14 protein-coding genes are annotated in these 16,632 nt (G+C 62.5%); 3 read left to right on the top strand and 11 right to left on the bottom strand.

Annotation, left to right across the window (positions count from 1 at the left end; translation table 11 throughout):
• Positions 1 to 38 precede the first annotated feature (38 nt).
• Positions 39 to 806, bottom strand: coding sequence for an amino acid ABC transporter substrate-binding protein (locus BUA69_RS13725; protein WP_046136046.1), 768 nt, complete (start codon positions 804 to 806; stop codon positions 39 to 41).
• A 301-nt stretch (positions 807 to 1,107) separates the two neighbouring features.
• Here BUA69_RS13725 and BUA69_RS13730 point away from each other — a divergent pair, with 301 nt between their 5' ends.
• Positions 1,108 to 1,818 carry a spermine/spermidine synthase domain-containing protein gene (locus BUA69_RS13730; RefSeq protein ID WP_046136047.1) on the top strand — a complete coding sequence of 237 codons (711 nt, stop codon included), beginning with the start codon at positions 1,108 to 1,110 and terminating at the stop codon, positions 1,816 to 1,818.
• Here BUA69_RS13730 and BUA69_RS13735 read toward each other — a convergent pair.
• The 9 genes from BUA69_RS13735 to BUA69_RS13775 all read right to left on the bottom strand — a co-directional run bounded on the left by BUA69_RS13735 (position 1,815) and on the right by BUA69_RS13775 (position 10,918).
• Positions 1,815 to 2,735: a LysR family transcriptional regulator gene (locus tag BUA69_RS13735; protein WP_046136048.1), complete on the bottom strand. Its 921-nt coding sequence runs from the start codon at positions 2,733 to 2,735 to the stop codon at positions 1,815 to 1,817. The two genes, BUA69_RS13730 and BUA69_RS13735, sit on opposite strands and share 4 nt — an antisense overlap.
• A 164-nt stretch (positions 2,736 to 2,899) precedes the next feature.
• Complete coding sequence (locus BUA69_RS13740; protein WP_046136049.1) at positions 2,900 to 4,330, bottom strand: aminobutyraldehyde dehydrogenase; 1,431 nt, start codon at positions 4,328 to 4,330, stop codon at positions 2,900 to 2,902.
• An 18-nt stretch (positions 4,331 to 4,348) separates the two neighbouring features.
• Positions 4,349 to 5,392 (bottom strand): ABC transporter ATP-binding protein, encoded by a 1,044-nt coding sequence (locus tag BUA69_RS13745; RefSeq protein ID WP_046136050.1) that lies wholly within the window; start codon positions 5,390 to 5,392, stop codon positions 4,349 to 4,351.
• A 3-nt stretch (positions 5,393 to 5,395) separates the two neighbouring features.
• Positions 5,396 to 6,199 carry an ABC transporter permease gene (locus tag BUA69_RS13750; protein WP_046136051.1) on the bottom strand — a complete coding sequence of 268 codons (804 nt, stop codon included), beginning with the start codon at positions 6,197 to 6,199 and terminating at the stop codon, positions 5,396 to 5,398.
• A complete protein-coding gene (locus BUA69_RS13755; RefSeq protein WP_046136052.1) occupies positions 6,192 to 7,013 on the bottom strand; it encodes an ABC transporter permease in 822 nt (273 codons plus the stop codon). The genes BUA69_RS13750 and BUA69_RS13755 overlap by 8 nt, the downstream gene beginning before the upstream one ends.
• 350 nt (positions 7,014 to 7,363) lie before the next feature.
• Positions 7,364 to 8,398 carry an ABC transporter substrate-binding protein gene (locus tag BUA69_RS13760; protein WP_046136053.1) on the bottom strand — a complete coding sequence of 345 codons (1,035 nt, stop codon included), beginning with the start codon at positions 8,396 to 8,398 and terminating at the stop codon, positions 7,364 to 7,366.
• Between the two features lie 57 nt (positions 8,399 to 8,455).
• Positions 8,456 to 8,929: a DUF3830 family protein gene (locus BUA69_RS13765; RefSeq protein WP_046136054.1), complete on the bottom strand. Its 474-nt coding sequence runs from the start codon at positions 8,927 to 8,929 to the stop codon at positions 8,456 to 8,458.
• Between the two features lie 90 nt (positions 8,930 to 9,019).
• Positions 9,020 to 9,769, bottom strand: a complete 750-nt coding sequence (locus BUA69_RS13770; protein ID WP_046136055.1) for a gamma-glutamyl-gamma-aminobutyrate hydrolase family protein — start codon at positions 9,767 to 9,769, stop codon at positions 9,020 to 9,022.
• Between the two features lie 276 nt (positions 9,770 to 10,045).
• Positions 10,046 to 10,918 (bottom strand): LysR substrate-binding domain-containing protein, encoded by an 873-nt coding sequence (locus BUA69_RS13775; RefSeq protein ID WP_244468788.1) that lies wholly within the window; start codon positions 10,916 to 10,918, stop codon positions 10,046 to 10,048.
• A 133-nt stretch (positions 10,919 to 11,051) separates the two neighbouring features.
• Here BUA69_RS13775 and gabT point away from each other — a divergent pair, with 133 nt between their 5' ends.
• Together gabT and BUA69_RS13785 are read left to right on the top strand one after the other, a co-directional pair.
• The gene (gene gabT / locus BUA69_RS13780) at positions 11,052 to 12,329 is read left to right on the top strand and encodes a 4-aminobutyrate--2-oxoglutarate transaminase (protein ID WP_046136056.1); all 1,278 of its coding nucleotides are present in this window, start codon (positions 11,052 to 11,054) and stop codon (positions 12,327 to 12,329) included.
• A gap of 14 nt (positions 12,330 to 12,343) precedes the next feature.
• A complete protein-coding gene (locus BUA69_RS13785; RefSeq protein WP_046136057.1) occupies positions 12,344 to 13,792 on the top strand; it encodes an NAD-dependent succinate-semialdehyde dehydrogenase in 1,449 nt (482 codons plus the stop codon).
• A 59-nt stretch (positions 13,793 to 13,851) separates the two neighbouring features.
• On the opposite strand, the gene BUA69_RS13790 is transcribed toward BUA69_RS13785, so the two are convergent.
• Positions 13,852 to 16,302 carry an AMP-binding protein gene (locus BUA69_RS13790; RefSeq protein WP_046136058.1) on the bottom strand — a complete coding sequence of 817 codons (2,451 nt, stop codon included), beginning with the start codon at positions 16,300 to 16,302 and terminating at the stop codon, positions 13,852 to 13,854.
• Positions 16,303 to 16,632 lie beyond the last annotated feature (330 nt).

The following is a 16,632-nucleotide window of genomic DNA, read 5'->3' on the forward strand; positions in this document are numbered from 1 at the left end:
TGTCGGCCGATCCCTGTGGATACTACGCGATCTGCGTTTTACTGCGAGACGTCTTCGCCAAAGTACTTCTGGGATATCTCGGCATAGGTGCCGTCGGCCTTGATCGTGGTCAGCGCGTCATTGATCGCGGCTAGCAGTTCCGGCTTGCCCTTGGCCAGCAGCACGCCCGAGAAATCGGCATCGGGTGCGGTGGCGACGACTTTGACGTCGGCGTCCGGCTGCTGCTTCTTGAAGTCGAGATACGACAGGCTGTCATTGATGGTCGCGTCGGCGCGGCCCTGCAGCACCAGCGCGATGGACTGGTCAAACCCTTCCGTACCCACCAGCGTCGCGCCATACCCCTCGGCCAGCCTGCCGAAATTGCTGGTCAGCGACTGCGCAGATTTCTTGCCGGCAAGGGCCTCGAAGCCGGTGATGTCGGTATTGTCGCCACGCACAACCAGAGCGGCCTTGGAGGCAATGTAGGGTTCGGAGAAATCATACTTGGCCTGGCGATCGGCGTTGATGCCCACCTGGTTGATCACCACGTCGTAGCGATTGGCATCGATGCCGGCGATCAGGCCGTCCCATGGGCCTTCCACGAACTCTGGCTCTACGCCAAGCTGCGCGGCAATGGCGCGGCCAATTTCGACGTCAAAGCCAACCAGCGCGCCGCTGGCGTCATGAAAGGTGAAGGGGGCATAGGTGCCCTCGGTGCCGATGCGGAGCACGCCGGCCTGTTTGACGGCATCGAGTGCCGTCTGCGCGAATGCCGGGGTGGCCATGGCCAGCAGACCGACGGCAAGCAGCACTTTCGAGAATTTCATCTTCTTCTCCTGATCAAGCCGGTTGCTGTAGAGGAACCGGGTCTGGGTACTGAAAATTGGCCCCCTCGCGCCCACATTTCAACCGCCTGGATGGATGTTTCCTCCAAGGGCGGTTGCCCGGGGCCGCCATGCTCCCCATGCCCGTTTCCAGAGCCGGATGTTGCTGAACGCCCGCTCCAGCGAGATCGGCGCCCACCTCTGCTCCAGCGCGATATCGACAGCAGGGTGCAGCTGCTTTTGCTTGCACCATCCGTGCAGACGACCGATAGAACCGGCGTAACACTCTTGCGAAAGCTCCGCCGTGAACCCCTGGGTCCTGATTGATACCGTTCCGCTGCCCGATGGTCGTGGGGACATTCGCCTCATCCAGCGCGCCGACGAATTCTCGATCATGCTGGGCACCATCGCCCTGATGAACAGCCGCCTCAGCGGCTCCGAGGAAGCCATGGCCGGCTTGTCATGGGCGCGGATCAAGGATCGTCCGCACGCCCATATGCTGATCGGCGGCCTTGGCATGGGGTTTACCCTGCGGGCCGCGCTGGCCGAATTGCCGGCAACCGTCAAGATCACCGTGGCGGAACTGATGCCCGCTGTCGTTGCCTGGGGCCGGGGGCCTATGGCGGCCATTTTCGACGGCTGCCTCGATGACCCCCGCGTCGACATCAAGCTCAATGACGTGCGCCACGTTATCCGGTCGGCCAAGGGGAGCTATGACGCCATTCTTCTGGATGTCGACAACGGCCCCGACGGGTTGACCGTCGAAACTAATGACGCCCTCTACAGCATGGCTGGCCTGAAGGCCGCCAAGGCCGCCCTGCGGCCCGGCGGCGTCCTGGCAGTCTGGGCTTCTGCGCCCGATCGGGCGTTCACCCAGCGCCTGCAGCGTTCCGGTTTTACCGTCGAGGAAGAGCGCGTCCGCGCCAACGCCAAACGGCGCGGGGCCCGTCACGTCATCTGGCTGGCCACCAATACCCCGCCGCGTCCCGCTGCGCCCAAGCCAAAGGTAACCTAATCGACCCAGGCCATGCTGGGGTCCACCGTGGCGCAGAACAGGGCCACGCTCTGGCGGGATTGTTCAACCACGCGGCGGATCAGTTCGGTCTCGGTGGTCGCCTGATAGGTGGCGATGATCGGCATTGGCGGGAAACGCTTGCTGACCCTGATGGGGTGCAGGAGGCCCATTTTCAGTTCGCGCTTGATGGTAACCGTGGGAATGGCGCCCACGCCATAGCCGTCGATCAGCAGGTTGATGATGGAATAGAGGGAATTGGAACTGGTCAGCTTGCTGGCCAGCACCTGCTCATCCTGGAAATACGGCGCGATCATCCGGTAGGGCGGCGTGTCCTTGGGGAAGGTGATGATCGGCATCCGCGCCAGGTCATCGACGCTATAGGTGCTGTCCGGATTGATGATCTTGGGCGAACCGGCCCAGGTCATTTGCAGCACGCAGGAGGTGAAGCTGCGGAAATTGTCGCCAATGGCCGGATCGACCGCGAAGATCACGTCGAACTCGCCCTTGTTCATCCCCTCGATCAGGCTCTTGGTGCCTTCCACTGTCAGCTCGATCTTGAGCGTTGGCGCGGCCTCGTGCAGCGCTTCGACAAAGGCCGTCATCCAGGTGGAGGACACCGAGTCGATTGCCCCGATCCGCACCACCTTGGGCGCATGGGTAGTTTCGCCAGCCAGCTCGCGCTTGAGCCCTTCATAGGAGCTCAGGATCGCCTGAAACGTCTCCAGCACGCGTTGCCCGCTGGCGGTCAGCGCGAAGTCGCGGCCGGTGCGGTGCATCAGGCGGCAGCCGAATTCATCCTCCATCGCCGCCAGGCGAATGGAGATGGCGGGTTGGGTTGTATGGAGTTCCTGGGCGGCACGGCCAAAGTGCCGGTGCCGCGCCAAGGCGACAAAGGTCGTCATGTCGAGGATGCGCATAGCGCTTCCTCTATCAGACTTGGCCATTTTCGCGCGACTTTTTCTTTGGATTGCTGGCAATAGGCACGATGCTTCCGCCTCCCCCGAACGGCACCTCCCCCTCGAGGGGGAGGTTGGGACGGGGCGGGAGCCTCTATATGCTCACACGGGGACCACCGAGCCCCCTACGACGCCACCATGATGTGCCGAACCTGCGTGTAATCCAGCAGCGATTGCATCGACAGATCAGAGCCATAGCCCGAGTTCTTCATGCCGCCATGCGGCATCTCGGTGGCGAACACGCCATGGGTGTTCACCCAGGTCACGCCATATTGCAGCGCATTGGCTATGTTCATCGCCTGCACGCTGTCACGCGACCAGACCGAAGACGCCAGCCCGTAATCGGACGCATTGGCCCATTCAAGCGCCGTCGCCGCTTCATCGAATGCCGTAATGGTCAGCACCGGGCCGAACACTTCCTTCTGCACGATTTCCGATGAGATCGGCGCCGCCACCAGCGTCGGCTGGTAGTAATAGCCCTCGCCATCCGGTGTCTGCCCACCCGCCACGATATCGGCGCCATCGGCTCGCGCACGCTCCACAAAGCCCGCGACCCGATCCCGCTGCGCCGCCGTGATCAGCGGCCCGAACTCGACGTCATTGCGTTCCGGCGCGCCATAAACCAGCTGCCCGATCATCCCGGCCAGCTTGTCGGTCACTTCCTGGGCAATGCTCTTGTCGACAAAAATGCGGCAGGCCGCCGTGCAATCCTGCCCGGCATTGTAGAAACTCGCCTCGCGCAGCGTTTCCACCAGCACATCCACATCCGCATCGGCGCAGACGATCACCGGCGCCTTGCCACCCAGTTCCAGATGCGTGCGCTTGATGCTCTCGCCGGCGGCCGCCTTCAGCACCGCCCGCCCGGTGCGCACATCGCCCGTCAGCGAGATCATCCGCACCAGCGGATGGGTGATCAGCGTCTGCCCCACTTCGGGACCATCGCCACAGATCACGTTGACCACGCCCGGCGGCAGGAATTCCGCCAGGATCGAGGCCAGCAGCAACAGGCTGAGCGGGGTGTTCTCCGATGGCTTGATCACCACCGTATTGCCCGCCGCAATGGCCGGCGCAATCTTCCACGCCGCCATCAGCAGCGGATAATTCCACGGCGCGATCGAGGCGATGACGCCCAGCGGATCGCGGCGCATCATGCTGGTATGCCGGCTCGAGCGATAGCCATTGGCTGCCGTCCCCGGCACGTTGCGCACGGCGGTCCCGAAAAACCGGAACACATCGGCCACATTGGCGAGTTCCCCCGCCTGCACATAGCGCCAGGGCTTGCCGGCATTGATCGATTCCACATCGGCCAGGCTATGCGACTGCGCCTCGATGGCGTCGGCAATGCGGAGCAGGGCGCGGCTGCGCTCCTTGGGCGTGGTCTGGCTCCACTTGGCAAACGCTGCATGCGCCGTGGTCACGGCCGCATCGATCTGGCCACGATCGGCCGAGGCCACCTGCGCCAGCAGCTTGCCGGTTGCCGGCTCATGGCTTGGCAGCGTCGGGCCCTGGCCCGCGACATAGGCGCCATTGATGAAAAGGCGGGATTCGTAAGTCATGATGTCATCCAGCTAGGGTCAGTCACGGATCACGCGGATGCGTGCCGGATCGATGCTCAGGACCACGTCCTGGCCATCGGCGAATTCGAGGTCATTGGCGGTGAGTGCGCGCAGCGGATGGCCCGCCAGCGTCATCACATAGCGGTTGCGGGCGCCCAGGAAGACGCGGGTGCGCACTCTGGCCTTGGGCCCGGACCCCTTGGCGCTCAGCGTCAGGTCCTCCTGGCGCAGCGCAATCGTGGCCGCCCCACGGGTCTTTTCCTGCGCATCCAGCGACAGCAGCTGCCCATCGGCAAACTTTGCAACTGGGCCATTGGCCCCGTCGATGATTTCGGCTGGAACCAGATTGGCCGAGCCGATGAAATTGGAGGCAAAGCCGGTTGCCGGCTGGTTGTAGATCTCGTCCGGCGTACCCTGCTGTTCGATCTTGCCGGCATTGAGCAGCACGATGCGGTCGGACAGGCTCAGTGCCTCCTCCTGGTCATGGGTCACGAAAATCGTCGTGAGCTTCAGCCGCTGGTGGATTTCGATCAGTTCCACCTGCATGTCTTCGCGCAGGCGGGCATCCAGATTGCTCAGCGGCTCATCCAGCAGCAGCACCTTGGGCGTCGAGACGATGGCCCGCGCCAGCGCCACGCGCTGTTGTTGCCCGCCCGACAGCTGGCGCGGCTTGCGCTCGCCCAGATGCCCCAGCTGCACCGTTTCCAGCGCCGCCTTGACCTTTTCCTGCTGCTCGTCGCGATTGCCGATGCCCCGCATACGCAGCGGGAACCGCACATTCTCGGCGACGCTCAGATGCGGCAGCAGCGCGTAGGACTGGAACATCATGGCGATATCGCGCTGCTCGGGCGGCAGCTCCGTCACGTCGCGATTGTCGATCTCGACGTTGCCGGCGGACACGGTTTCCAGCCCCGCCACCATGCGCAGCAGCGTGGTCTTGCCACAGCCGGATGCGCCGAGCAGCGAGATGAACTCACCCGAGGCGATATCGAGCGAAATGCCATGCAGCACTTCGGTCTTGTTGAAGGATTTGCGGATATTGGTCAGGCGGACATTGGCCATGGGTCAGGCACTCGCAAATTTGGTGAGGCCAAGCATCCGGTCGATCACGAAGATCAGCACGATGGTCAGGGCAATCATGATGGTGGACACGGCGGCCACCGAGGGGTCGGGCGAAAATTCGAGCTGGCCGTAGATCTGCACCGGCAGCGTGGTCAGGGTCGGGCCGCGCAGGAACAGCGACAGCACCGCCTCGTCGAATGAGATGTTGAAGGCGAAGAACGCGCCAGCCGCGAGCCCGGGAATGCATTGCGGCACGACCACGAACCACAGTCGCTGCATCCGATTGGCGCCCATGGTGCGCGCCGCTTCCTCCAGATAGGGATTCGACTCCGCCAGCACAGCCAGCGTCGTGCGCACCACATAGGGCAGGGCGATGACGGTATGGCTCAGCGCCAGCGTGATGGGCGATACCGGGCCAAAGGCAGCACTCCAGAACATCAGCATGCCGATGGCATAGATGATGGTCGGCAGCACCAGCGGCGACAGGAATACCGTTGCCAGGAGGTCCGAGAACGGCAATTGCCGACGGTGGATGGCGATCGCCGCCGCGCCACCGATGACGGTCGCCAGCACCGTTACCATCACCGCAATCTGGATGCTGATCCAGGCCGCGCCGAGATAGGCGTTGGACGACAGCACCTGTTGATACCAGCGCAGGCTCAGCCCATTGGGGGGAAACGCGATGAACTGGCTTTCCGAGACTGAAACCCCGACCACCACGATCAGTGGAGCCAGCAGGATCAGCGCGGTCAGCGCCACGAAAACGACGCTGGCAAGTCGCAGCCAGCTAGGAACAGCCTTAACCATGCTTGGTCCCCGTCAGCTTGATATAGGGCGCCAGCACCAGCAGGATACCAGCGAAGAGGATGACAGCCTGCGCCGCAGCAAACGGCCAGTCCGGCGTTGCCGTCACCGATTTATAGATCGAGGCCGCCAAGACCTGGATGCGGGTTCCGCCCAGAAGGTTGGGGGTCACAAACGAGCTGGCCGAAAGCGTGAAGCACAGCAGCGATCCGGCGACGATGCCCGGCAGCGCCAGCGGCAGCACCACGGTACGGATGGTGGCGAGGAACGAGCAGCCCATGGTCCGCGCAGCTTCCTCCAACCGGCCATCGATGCGCGTCAGCACGCCCAGGATCGACAGCGCCATGAATGGCAACAGCACCTGCACCATGCCGATGACGATGGCGGTTTCGGTCTGCATCAGCGCAAAGGTGCGCCCCACCAGGCCCATGTCGCGCAGCATTTCGGGGATCAGCCCGCTGCGGCTCAGCAGCACCATCCAGCCAAAGGTGCGCACCACAACACTGGTCATCAGCGGCAGGATCACCATCACCACCAGCCACAGCCGCAGCTTGGGGCCGACCTTGGTCATGATATAGGCCAGCGGAAAGCCAATCAGCGCGCAGATCAGGGTGATCAGCAGCGACAGGCGCACGGTGCGCCACAGGATATTGAGATAATAGGGGTCAGACAGGAAGCGCACGAAATGGCTGAGGGTCGGGCCATCCGGTCCCGAAATGCTCAACAGCAGCATCTGCGCAATCGGCAGGAAAAACGCCAGCCCCAGTAACAGGATTCCAGGCAGGGCCAGCAGCAGGTTCTCTGTGCGGTCGTTCATTCGGTGTGGTCTTCCTTGGGTCGCATGGCTCTGGTGCCGCGCGTTCGATTTATCAGTAGCCGCATGGCGAACCGGTCGGCCACGGGATGGTCCCTGCGGGTCCAGACACGATGCCATGGCCTTGTGATGGTCAGGCGTGTTCGAGGTCTACTGGAAAACGGCCGGCCTCTCCACCTTGGGTTGAAGAGGCCGAAGGCCCGGGCAGGCGAGGGAGGAGCCGCGTCCGGGCCGCGAACCATGCTCATCCCGGTTTAGGCGAGCATGGATGGCGGGGGGTACTCGCCCCCGTCCCAGCTTCCCTTTTGGGGGGTGGAAGCAGGACGGGGGCAGGCACCTGGAGTGCGAAGAGCTTAACGGGCGATTGCCTTGTTCCACTCTTCGACCCAAGCCGTGCGGTTGGCTTCGATCGCTGCCGGGTCGAACCGGATCAGCCCGGCGACGCCAGCTTCCCCATACGCCACGTCGGCGGCGACTTCGGGGCTCAGCTCAGTCTTGGTATTGGTCGGCGAGTAGCGCAGGGCATCGGCGAAGCACTGCTGCGCTTCAGGCGAGATCGACATGTCGATGAGTTTCAGCGCCAGTTCATTGTTCGGACGGCCAGCCACCAGGTTGGTGGTGATGAAGCTGGCAGGTGTGCCTTCTGCACCCTGGGCAAAGCCCGATGGCAGGCCGGCATTGCGCAGCGTGAAGGCATAGTCAGACGCGTATGGAGCAATCCAGGCATCGTTCTGGGCGAATTCCTGCTGGATCTCCGGCGAGGTCGAAACCACCACGGCACCGGCATCGAGCAGCTTGCCGACAGCATCCAGACCCGGCTGGATATTGGTCAGATCGCCGCCCTGTACCTGATTGAGCATCAGGAAGCCGAGCATGCCATAGGCGTTGGAAATGTCGGTGAGCACCAGGTGCTCGCTATAATCCGGGTTCAGCAGATCGGTCCACTGGGTCGGCGGCGTGGTCACGGCTTCGGTGTTGAACACTAGGCCAATGGCGGCGATCGAGTATGCCGGGCCCTGGCCCTTGTCGAGATTGGCCTTGGCGAAGTCATAGAGATCGGCGGCATTGCTCAGGCTTGCCGGATCGATCGGTGCGAGCAGCCCCTCAGCTGCGCCGACGATTTCCTGGCCGCCAGAGAAGTGGATCACGTCGAACTGCGGCGCATCCTTCTGGGCGCGCAGCTGGGCAAAGGCGTCAGCCGAATAGGCGGTGACGACATTGACCTTGGCGCCGGTCGCGGCCTCGAACGGGGTGATGATGCAGGCGCGGTGCGCCGTCTCATAGGCACCGCCGAAGGAGTTGATGGTGAGCGTATTGTCCTGCGCGAAGGCAGTGGAGCCGAGCAGGGCCGAAATGCCCAGGACGGCGGTACCGAGTGTATATTTCATTTGCGTTCTCCCTTGCTGATGAATGAGTGGCCGGGCTGGGCAGCCCGGCCGGTGTTCCTAGAGGCGACCCAGTTCGACAGTCTTGGCGCCTTCGATGCGGATCAGTCGGCACTGTTCGGCCACTGCATCCAGATTTTCGGTCATCTTGCCGAAATAGGTGCAGGGAATCCAACCGGTGGGGCCAAATGTGCGGCCACCAACGCCGTAGAACATGCCGATCTCCCAGAACTCGGTCGGGTCGATCTTGAAGAAGTTCTTGGGCTGGTAGAACCAGAGCAGTTCCCCCACTTCGGGCAGCACTGTCTGGTTCTCCGGCGGCAGAGCCGTCGGGTCGAAATTGCGGTGCGTCTCGGGCAGGCCCATCATGATCTCGGGGCCCGAGAACATGGCGTGGGTGGCCTGCCACTGGATTGGTGTCTCAAGCGCATTCCACAGCGCTTCACAGGTCTTGGGGGCATTGTCCCAATAAAGCGTAATGATACCCTGGACGTTGGCATCGACGAATTTGAGGTAGAATTTCTTGTCGGACATGGATGGCCATAAGTTGATTTGGTCCCTCAATCAAAGGCCATCCAGCACCCCTGTCCAATTCCAAATCAAAATCCAAGCGATAATGGATTCTTATTGACTTGCGGCGCTTCGAGCGATTTCGCCAATTTCGCGCCAGAACGCCAGATCGTGGGGGCGACCCTCCGGGCGCCATTCCGGATGCCACTGAACGGCCAGGATCGGCGGAGTTCCCGCAGCCGAGGAAACGGCTTCCACCACGCCATCTTCAGCCCGGGCATTGACCACCAGGCCGCGCCCCAATTGCCCGATTGCCTGATAGTGCACGCTGTTGATGGCAATGGACTTTGCCCCGGTGATTTCAGCCAGCGGCGTGCCGGGCTCCAGCGCGACCCGGTGCCCATAACCGAACATGTCATCGATCGAAACGCCATCCGGCGCATGGTGAGGCAGGGCCGGCTCCGGTCCGTCGCGCTGGTCGACCAGCGTGCCACCCAGCGCAACATTGATCTCCTGCAGCCCGCGGCAAATGCCGAACACCGGCTTGCCCGCTGCTATCGCTGCCTTTATCAGCGCATCCGACATCGCGTCGCGGTTCCAATCAAACGGCGCCCGCCCACTGGCGGCGCCATAGCGCGCCGGCTCGATATTGGAATTGCTCCCGGTCAGCAGGACCGCGTCGAGTCGCGCGATGATCGCATCGGCATCCCCAACATTCTCGATGCTCGGGCAGATCAGCGGCACCGCATCGGCATAGCGCGCCACGGCATCCACGTAACGGGTTTTGACGATATAGGCGTCCTCGCCCTCAACGGTGCGATTGCAGGAAATAACCCCGATAACGGGCTTGCTGGTGCTGGGCATGATAAGTGCGGTACCTGGAGGAAACTCCCCTGAGAGTCGTTTTGCCGTCGGCATTCGTCAACCCGCACAATCGCCAAAACCCCTCTGGACAACCATCCCGACCAGCGCAAACTCACGCCCACTCGCGTAAGCGCGTGGGAATCCCGCCCCCCACCGGGTCATCCCGGCGCAGGCCGGGATCCATGCTGAACACCCTCAACGCCGTCCAGCTCACGGGTAGCCCACCGGAAACCAGCAGCTGCCAGCACCAGCCAGCAATCGCCAGCAAAACCGGCCCTAATCCAGCGGTAAATTGTCCTCCAGCCAGCGTTCAAAGCGCGCCAAAACCGGATCGCCCTCCCGCTGTGGCGCCGCCAAAAGATAATATCCCCCCAACCGCACGGTGCTGGTCAGGATTTCCACCAGCCGCCCATTGTCGATCTCGGCACCCGCCGTCAGCCGCGTCACCAGAGCCACCCCCTGACCGGCCAGAGCCGCGTCAAAGCCCAGATTGGCGTCCCACAGCCGGGGCCCGCGCAACTCCGTCGTGAGCTTGACCCCCATAGCCTCGAACCAATCGGTCCATTGCTGGCGGCTTTCCTCGTGGATCAGCGGCGCTTCGGCCAGCGCCGCAGGGGTCTCCGGCACCCCATGCCGCTCGATCCAGGCCGGGCTCGCCACCGGAAACATCCGTGGCATGATGAGCCGCTCGGCCCCTGGCGGAAGCTGGTCGAAACTGCCGAAACCGATCATCAGATCGGCCTCCCGCGCTGCGAAATCGGGCAGTCGGTCGATCGCCCGCAGGCTGATATCGACCGCTCCCATCGCCGCCTCGATCTCCGACAATCTGGGTGTCATCCAACGCGTTGCGAGCCCCGGCATGCACCAGATCCGCAGCGACGACCGCGTCGGTCCCGGCCGCAGCTCCGCCGTCGTATTGGCAATGATCCGAAACGCCCGGCTCACCGCCGCAAACAGTGTCTCGCCCTGCGGTGTCAGCACCACCCCGCGCGGCGTCGTCGTCACCAGCTTCTGCCCCAGCCAGTGCTCGAGATTGCGCACATGGCGGCTGACCACCGTGTGGCTCACCCCGATATCCTCGGCCGCCTTGCGCATGCTGCCCATCCGCGCCACCGCCTCAAAGGCCCGCAGCATGATCAACGGCGGCATCCCCATTTTCATCCCATCACCACTCATGGGTGGAAGCTTTAGTGCACCACTGTGACCAAATCAATCTGCTACGGGGTGGGGCAGTGGACCGCCTATCGTTCAGGCAACAAATTCCGTCTTCAGAGTGCGCTCAATGACCCAGAATGCCGACCTCCGCGCCCGCCATGTCGCCGCTATTCCGCGCGGCCTCGCCAGTGCTTTTCCCGTTTATGCCCGCCATGCCGAGAACGCGGAAATCTGGGATGCCGACGGCAAGCGCTATATCGATTTTGCCGGCGGCATCGCCGTCCTCAATACCGGTCACCGTCACCCCAAGGTGATGGCGGCGGTGCGCGATCAGCTTGATCATTTCACCCATACCGCCTTCCAGATTCTGCCCTATGAGCCCTATGTGGCGTTGTGCGAGCGGCTCAATGGGCTGGCTCCCTTCACCGCTCCCGCCAAGTCGGTGCTATTCTCGACTGGCGCAGAAGCAGTTGAAAACGCGATCAAAATTGCCCGGGCTCATACCGGCCGCCCCGGCGTGATTGCCTTTAGCGGCGGCTTCCATGGCCGCACCACGCTGACCATGGCGCTGACCGGCAAGGTCGTGCCCTACAAGGTCAAGTTCGGTGTCGCGCCGCCGGCGATTTACCATCTGCCATTCCCCGCCGAGACCCATGGGGTCACCGTCGCTGATACGCTCAAGGCGCTCGAAACTCTGTTCCGCGCCGACATATCCCCGTCCGACGTGGCGGCGATCATTATTGAACCAGTGCAGGGCGAGGGCGGTTTCCTGCCCGCACCCACAGAATTGCTCCAGGCCCTGCGCATGACCTGCGATACCCATGGGATTGTCCTGATTGCAGACGAAGTGCAGACCGGCTTCGCCCGCACCGGCAAGATGTTCGGCATCGAGCATTCCGGTGTCGAGCCCGATCTGGTCACGGTCGCCAAGTCGCTGGCCGGTGGTTTCCCGCTCTCAGGCGTTATCGGCCGGGCAGGGATCATGGACGCAGCCGAGCCAGGCGGTTTGGGCGGCACCTATGCCGGCAGCCCCATGGCCTGCGCTGCGGCACTAGCCGTCCTCGACGTGATCGACGAGGAAGACCTGCTCAATCGCGCCAATGCCATCGGAGAAACCATCCGTAAGTCATTGGAAAATATGGCATTGCGCAGTGACTGCCTCGCTATCACCGCCATCCGCGGCCCCGGCGCGATGATCGCCTTCGACATCGTGACGCCCGAAGGCGAACCGGATGCCGCCGCCACCAGGCGGGTCATCCAGACCGCACTGGAGGATGGGCTGGTGCTGTTGTCTTGCGGTATCCATGGCAATACCATCCGCGTTCTCAACCCGCTGACCATCGCCGATACAGTCCTGCTCGAGGGGCTGGAGAAACTCGGTCTTGCTCTCGCTGCCGCCAAGTAAGTACAGGAGCCTTCATGCGTAGCCTCACTGATCCGACCCTCCTGCGGTCGCAGAGTTACATCAACGGCCAGTTCACCGGTGAGGCCAGCATGGCGGTCACCAATCCCGCCACCGGCGAGGTCATCGGACTTGTCCCCCATCTGGGTGCTGCCGAGGCGACTGCAGCCGTCGAAGCCGCCGCCGCCGCCTTCCACCCCTGGGCCGCCCGCACGGCCAAGGACCGCGGCGCCATCCTGCGCAAGTGGTTCGAGCTGATCGTGGCCAATCGCAGCGACCTTGCCACGATCCTCACCAGCGAGCAGGGCAAGCCCTTTGCCGAGGCGCTGGGCGAGATCGATTATGCCGCCTCCTATGTCGAGTTCTACGCCGAGGAAGCCAAGCGCATCGCCGGTGAATTGTTGCCCTCGCACCGGACCGATGCCCGCATCATGGTGTCGCGCCAGCCCATAGGCGTGGTTGCAGCTATCACCCCCTGGAACTTTCCCGCCGCGATGATCACCCGCAAGGTCGCGCCGGCCCTGGCGGCAGGTTGTACCGTGGTCCTGAAGCCGGCTCCGGAAACCCCGCTCACCGCCCTGGCTTTGGCTCAATTGGCCCAGCATGCTGGATTTCCTGCCGGTACGCTCAATGTCATCACCGGCGATGCCATCGCAATAGGTGGTGTGTTGACCAGCCATCCCAAGGTACGGCTTGTGGGTTTCACCGGCTCGACCGAAGTCGGCAAGATCTTGATGCGGCAAGCTGCTGGCACGGTCAAGAAAGTGGCGCTCGAACTGGGCGGCAATGCGCCCTTCATTGTCTTTGACGACGCCGATATCGATGCGGCCGTGGAGGGCGCCATGCTCTCCAAATTCCGCAATATGGGCCAGACCTGCGTCTGCACCAACCGCATCTATGTGCAGGACAAGGTGCATGACGCCTTTGTCGCCAAATTGGTGGAACGGGTCCGCGCCTTGAAGGTTGGCGACGGTTTTACCGAAGGCGTCGTGCAGGGGCCGCTGATCACCGAGGACGCCGTCACCAAGGTCGAGACCCACATAGCCGACGCTGTCGCCAAGGGCGCTTCGATTGCGCTGGGCGGAAAACGGCATGCGCTGGGTGGCACCTTCTTTGAGCCTACAGTGCTGACCGGGGTCACCGCGTCATCGCAGCTGGCGCAGGAAGAAACCTTCGGGCCTCTCGCTCCGGTCTTCCGCTTTTCGAACGAAGACGACGTCATCGCCGCCGCCAATGCCACCGAAACCGGCCTTGCCGCCTATTTCTACTCCCAAAACGCCGCCCGCCTGTTCCGGGTCATGGAGCGCCTGGAATACGGCATGGTCGGCGTCAATACCGGCCTGATCTCCACCGAACTCGCCCCCTTCGGCGGCGTCAAGGAAAGCGGGAATTCCCGCGAGGGCTCATCCCATGGCATCCTGGAATTCACCGAACTCAAATATGCCTGCATCGGCGGACTGGGCTAGTTAGTCAGGAGCCGACGCCGCCAGACGCAGCGTCGGCTCCATTGATCGGTGCGCTCGGACTAGAGCGCATCTTGTGGAGTGCGATTGATCGCAGCCGCGCGATACGATCGCACATAGGCGCGCACCTTGGATTCCATCCAGTTGTAGATTCGCGCGAAGACGATGCCGAATGCGATTGCCGCAAACAGGGCAATCCACGGCTTGGGGCCGTGAAATATCCGGGTGATCAGCGAATTGACCTGGAAATGGCTGAGATACATGAACATCGACGCGCCAGCGATCTCACCGACGATCGCCTTGACCGGCGCAGGAACCGAAATTTCGGGCACGAACAGCACCAGGGCCGTACCGCCCAGGATGTAGGCGCTGGCCGAACTCATGCCGTGATGCATGAACACCGCAACGGCAATGATCGCCATGGCAATGAGGCGGTCCTGCATGTCACGCGCGCTTGCCATCAGCATGCCGGCGCCTATCGTCCACAGATACCAGATCGGCGTGCGATGGTAGAGATAGTTGGTGTCCCAGACCTGATCAACCATCCAGCTGACCACCATCGCCACAACGATGAGCGCGGTGCAGGTCATCATCGGTCGCGCTCGCAAAACGTCCCGAATTTTGGGGATCGCTAGCAGTGCGGCAATGACCAGCAGCAGCTGCATGTAGATCTCGGCGAAATAGTAATAGGCGATATGGTACTGGCTTGGGTCGAACCAGTTGGATATCAGCAGCGGTGGCATCAGTTCGAAGGTCCTGGCCAGCAGCTGCATAGCGAAAATGACCATCACTGTCGGGATGGCAACGCGCAGAACGGTCCCGAAAATCGTATTGACCTTGCCGGTTCGGCTGATTTCGGGCCACTGGAAACGCATGACGCTGTAGCCGGCCAGCATGAACAGGAAATAGGCCGCACCCCAGGTGCTGCTGTAAACAAATGTATCAAGGTGCAGCGCGACGATGCAGATCATGAAGAATGCGCGCGTCAATGTGGCGGACTCCAACAAGCGCCACGACGATCCGCCATCGACCGCCCTGATCTTTTCCAGTTGCGCGACGGTCAGCCCCTCCCACCCGCTGGGAAGCGGGCCAAAGCGATCCTCAAATCCTAGCGAAAACTGGATGTAGCTGAGCGAGTCCCCGCCCATGGTCTCGAAGCTGTCGTCCGGGCCGATGTCTTCTCCGGGAAAGAATTTCTGGAAGAATGACAGCACATCGTCTGCTCCCGATTCAGGAACTGGATCGACAATGCCAGCCGCCGCGGCGGCATCACGCTGCTGGGCGAATGCCTCGGTGAGCAGGCGACGCAATGGCTTGCCGGTGGCAGTGCGTGGAATTGTCGCCATGACCTGAACGTGCAGGGCATCGCCCGCGTTCACCCCAAGCTCGCTCAGGGCTTCAACTGAAGCGTCACGGAGCCGGTTCTCGGAGAGATCTGCCGACTCGGCCGCAACGAGAACGCCTTCTCCGCGCAGCGCATCTGGCACCTTGGCCACGACGATCCTGCCGCCGAGCCCCAGAAGCCCGCCAATCCGCGCCTCGAGCATGTCGGGATTGATCTTGATGCCACCGCTATTGATGAGGTCGTCCGCTCGGCCATCGTAATACAGGTAGCCGTCACTGATGTGGCCGAGGTCGCTGGTTTCCAGCCAGCCATCCGGGCTGGCCAGGTCCACGAGCTGATCGGCATCGACGCGCCAGCGCGCGACATGGGGGCCGCGAATTTGGATCCGCCCTTTTGGGGATATCTCGATCTCGGTCTTGCCGACGGCGCGGCCGACCGATTCCAGAAGGTCATCCGGGACGTCCGAGATCTGCAGGAAGGTGCTGCGGGACGCCTCGGTGAGGCCATAGTGCTGAACAATCCGGGCATTGGGAAAAAGCGCGCGCACCGCACTTTTCTCAGCGGCCGACATGTACTGCGAACCGATCTCCAGCCAGCGCAGGTTCTTGCCGGCATCGGCAAGCACGGTCGGCGTCTGCAGCACAATTCGCAGAAGCGTCGGCACCGCAGACAGGGCGTTGACCTCCCCTGACTTGAGCATTCGGGCCAGCTCATGCGGATCGAAGCCGCGGGGCGGCACATAGCATTGGCCGCCTGCCGCACTGACAGCACGGACGCGGCCGATGCCGAAACTGTAGGTGACAGGCACGCCGACATATTCGCGGACCTCGGAGGTCAGACCCATCTGGTCGATAATCCGCTCTGCCGCATCGGCGAGATTGGAATATGTGAGGACGATACCCTTTGGCATGCCCTCGGTGCCGGAGGTGTAAGTGACCTGAGCGGGGCGGTCCTCGTGGATCAGGGGGTGGTTCGCAGTGAACCAGCCGCTGCCTTCATCGGGGACAATACAGTTCTCGATGGTTATGCCGGTCAAGGCCGCGGCGAACGCCTCGTCCGGAACGTTGACCAGTGGCTCTCGCGCCGCGTTGAGCGCAAATACATGCTCGATGTAGGAAAGTGAGTTCCGCGTAACGAGCGCGGTGGCCGTCAACTTGGCATGTGTCACTTTTTATCACTCTTTACTGACAGCCCGAAGGCTAAGTCAAATCAGCGTAGCACCAGACGCGCCGCCCATCCAAGACGTCGACTAAGAAATCACAGTTGATTGTTAATTGGCGCGGGCCGGCAAGCAAAGCCGGAGAATTGCCGGGCAATAAATGATGCCGTTCCGCGCCCCGCGCATCTCTGGTGATCGGGCCGGAAACTGCGGTTCCATCCTTTGAGCTTAATCGAATTTTTCGCGTGGGGCAGGCTGGTACTGGTCGGCGTACCGGGCCTCGCATAACGGGTGTGGAATTTCGCGTGCCCCGGAAATCCGGCGGCACCTGCTATTGGT

The organism is Devosia limi DSM 17137 (genome assembly GCF_900128975.1).
In the GTDB taxonomy this organism is placed as follows: Bacteria; Pseudomonadota; Alphaproteobacteria; order Rhizobiales; family Devosiaceae; genus Devosia; species Devosia limi.

Excerpts from the sequence above, each read along its gene's own strand:
- BUA69_RS13745 (WP_046136050.1), bottom strand. The coding sequence starts at position 5,392 with ATGGCCAATGTCCGCCTGACCAATATCCGCAAATCCTTCAACAAGACC.
- BUA69_RS13755 (WP_046136052.1), bottom strand. The coding sequence starts at position 7,013 with ATGAACGACCGCACAGAGAACCTGCTGCTGGCCCTGCCTGGAATCCTG.
- BUA69_RS13760 (WP_046136053.1), bottom strand. The coding sequence starts at position 8,398 with ATGAAATATACACTCGGTACCGCCGTCCTGGGCATTTCGGCCCTGCTC.
- BUA69_RS13785 (WP_046136057.1), top strand. The coding sequence starts at position 12,344 with ATGCGTAGCCTCACTGATCCGACCCTCCTGCGGTCGCAGAGTTACATC.
- BUA69_RS13775 (WP_244468788.1), bottom strand. The coding sequence starts at position 10,918 with ATGCCGCCGTTGATCATGCTGCGGGCCTTTGAGGCGGTGGCGCGGATG.
- BUA69_RS13770 (WP_046136055.1), bottom strand. The coding sequence starts at position 9,769 with ATGCCCAGCACCAGCAAGCCCGTTATCGGGGTTATTTCCTGCAATCGC.
- BUA69_RS13735 (WP_046136048.1), bottom strand. The coding sequence starts at position 2,735 with ATGCGCATCCTCGACATGACGACCTTTGTCGCCTTGGCGCGGCACCGG.
- BUA69_RS13765 (WP_046136054.1), bottom strand. The coding sequence starts at position 8,929 with ATGTCCGACAAGAAATTCTACCTCAAATTCGTCGATGCCAACGTCCAG.
- BUA69_RS13740 (WP_046136049.1), bottom strand. The coding sequence starts at position 4,330 with ATGACTTACGAATCCCGCCTTTTCATCAATGGCGCCTATGTCGCGGGC.
- BUA69_RS13725 (WP_046136046.1), bottom strand. The coding sequence starts at position 806 with ATGAAATTCTCGAAAGTGCTGCTTGCCGTCGGTCTGCTGGCCATGGCC.
- BUA69_RS13750 (WP_046136051.1), bottom strand. The coding sequence starts at position 6,199 with ATGGTTAAGGCTGTTCCTAGCTGGCTGCGACTTGCCAGCGTCGTTTTC.
- gabT (WP_046136056.1), top strand. The coding sequence starts at position 11,052 with ATGACCCAGAATGCCGACCTCCGCGCCCGCCATGTCGCCGCTATTCCG.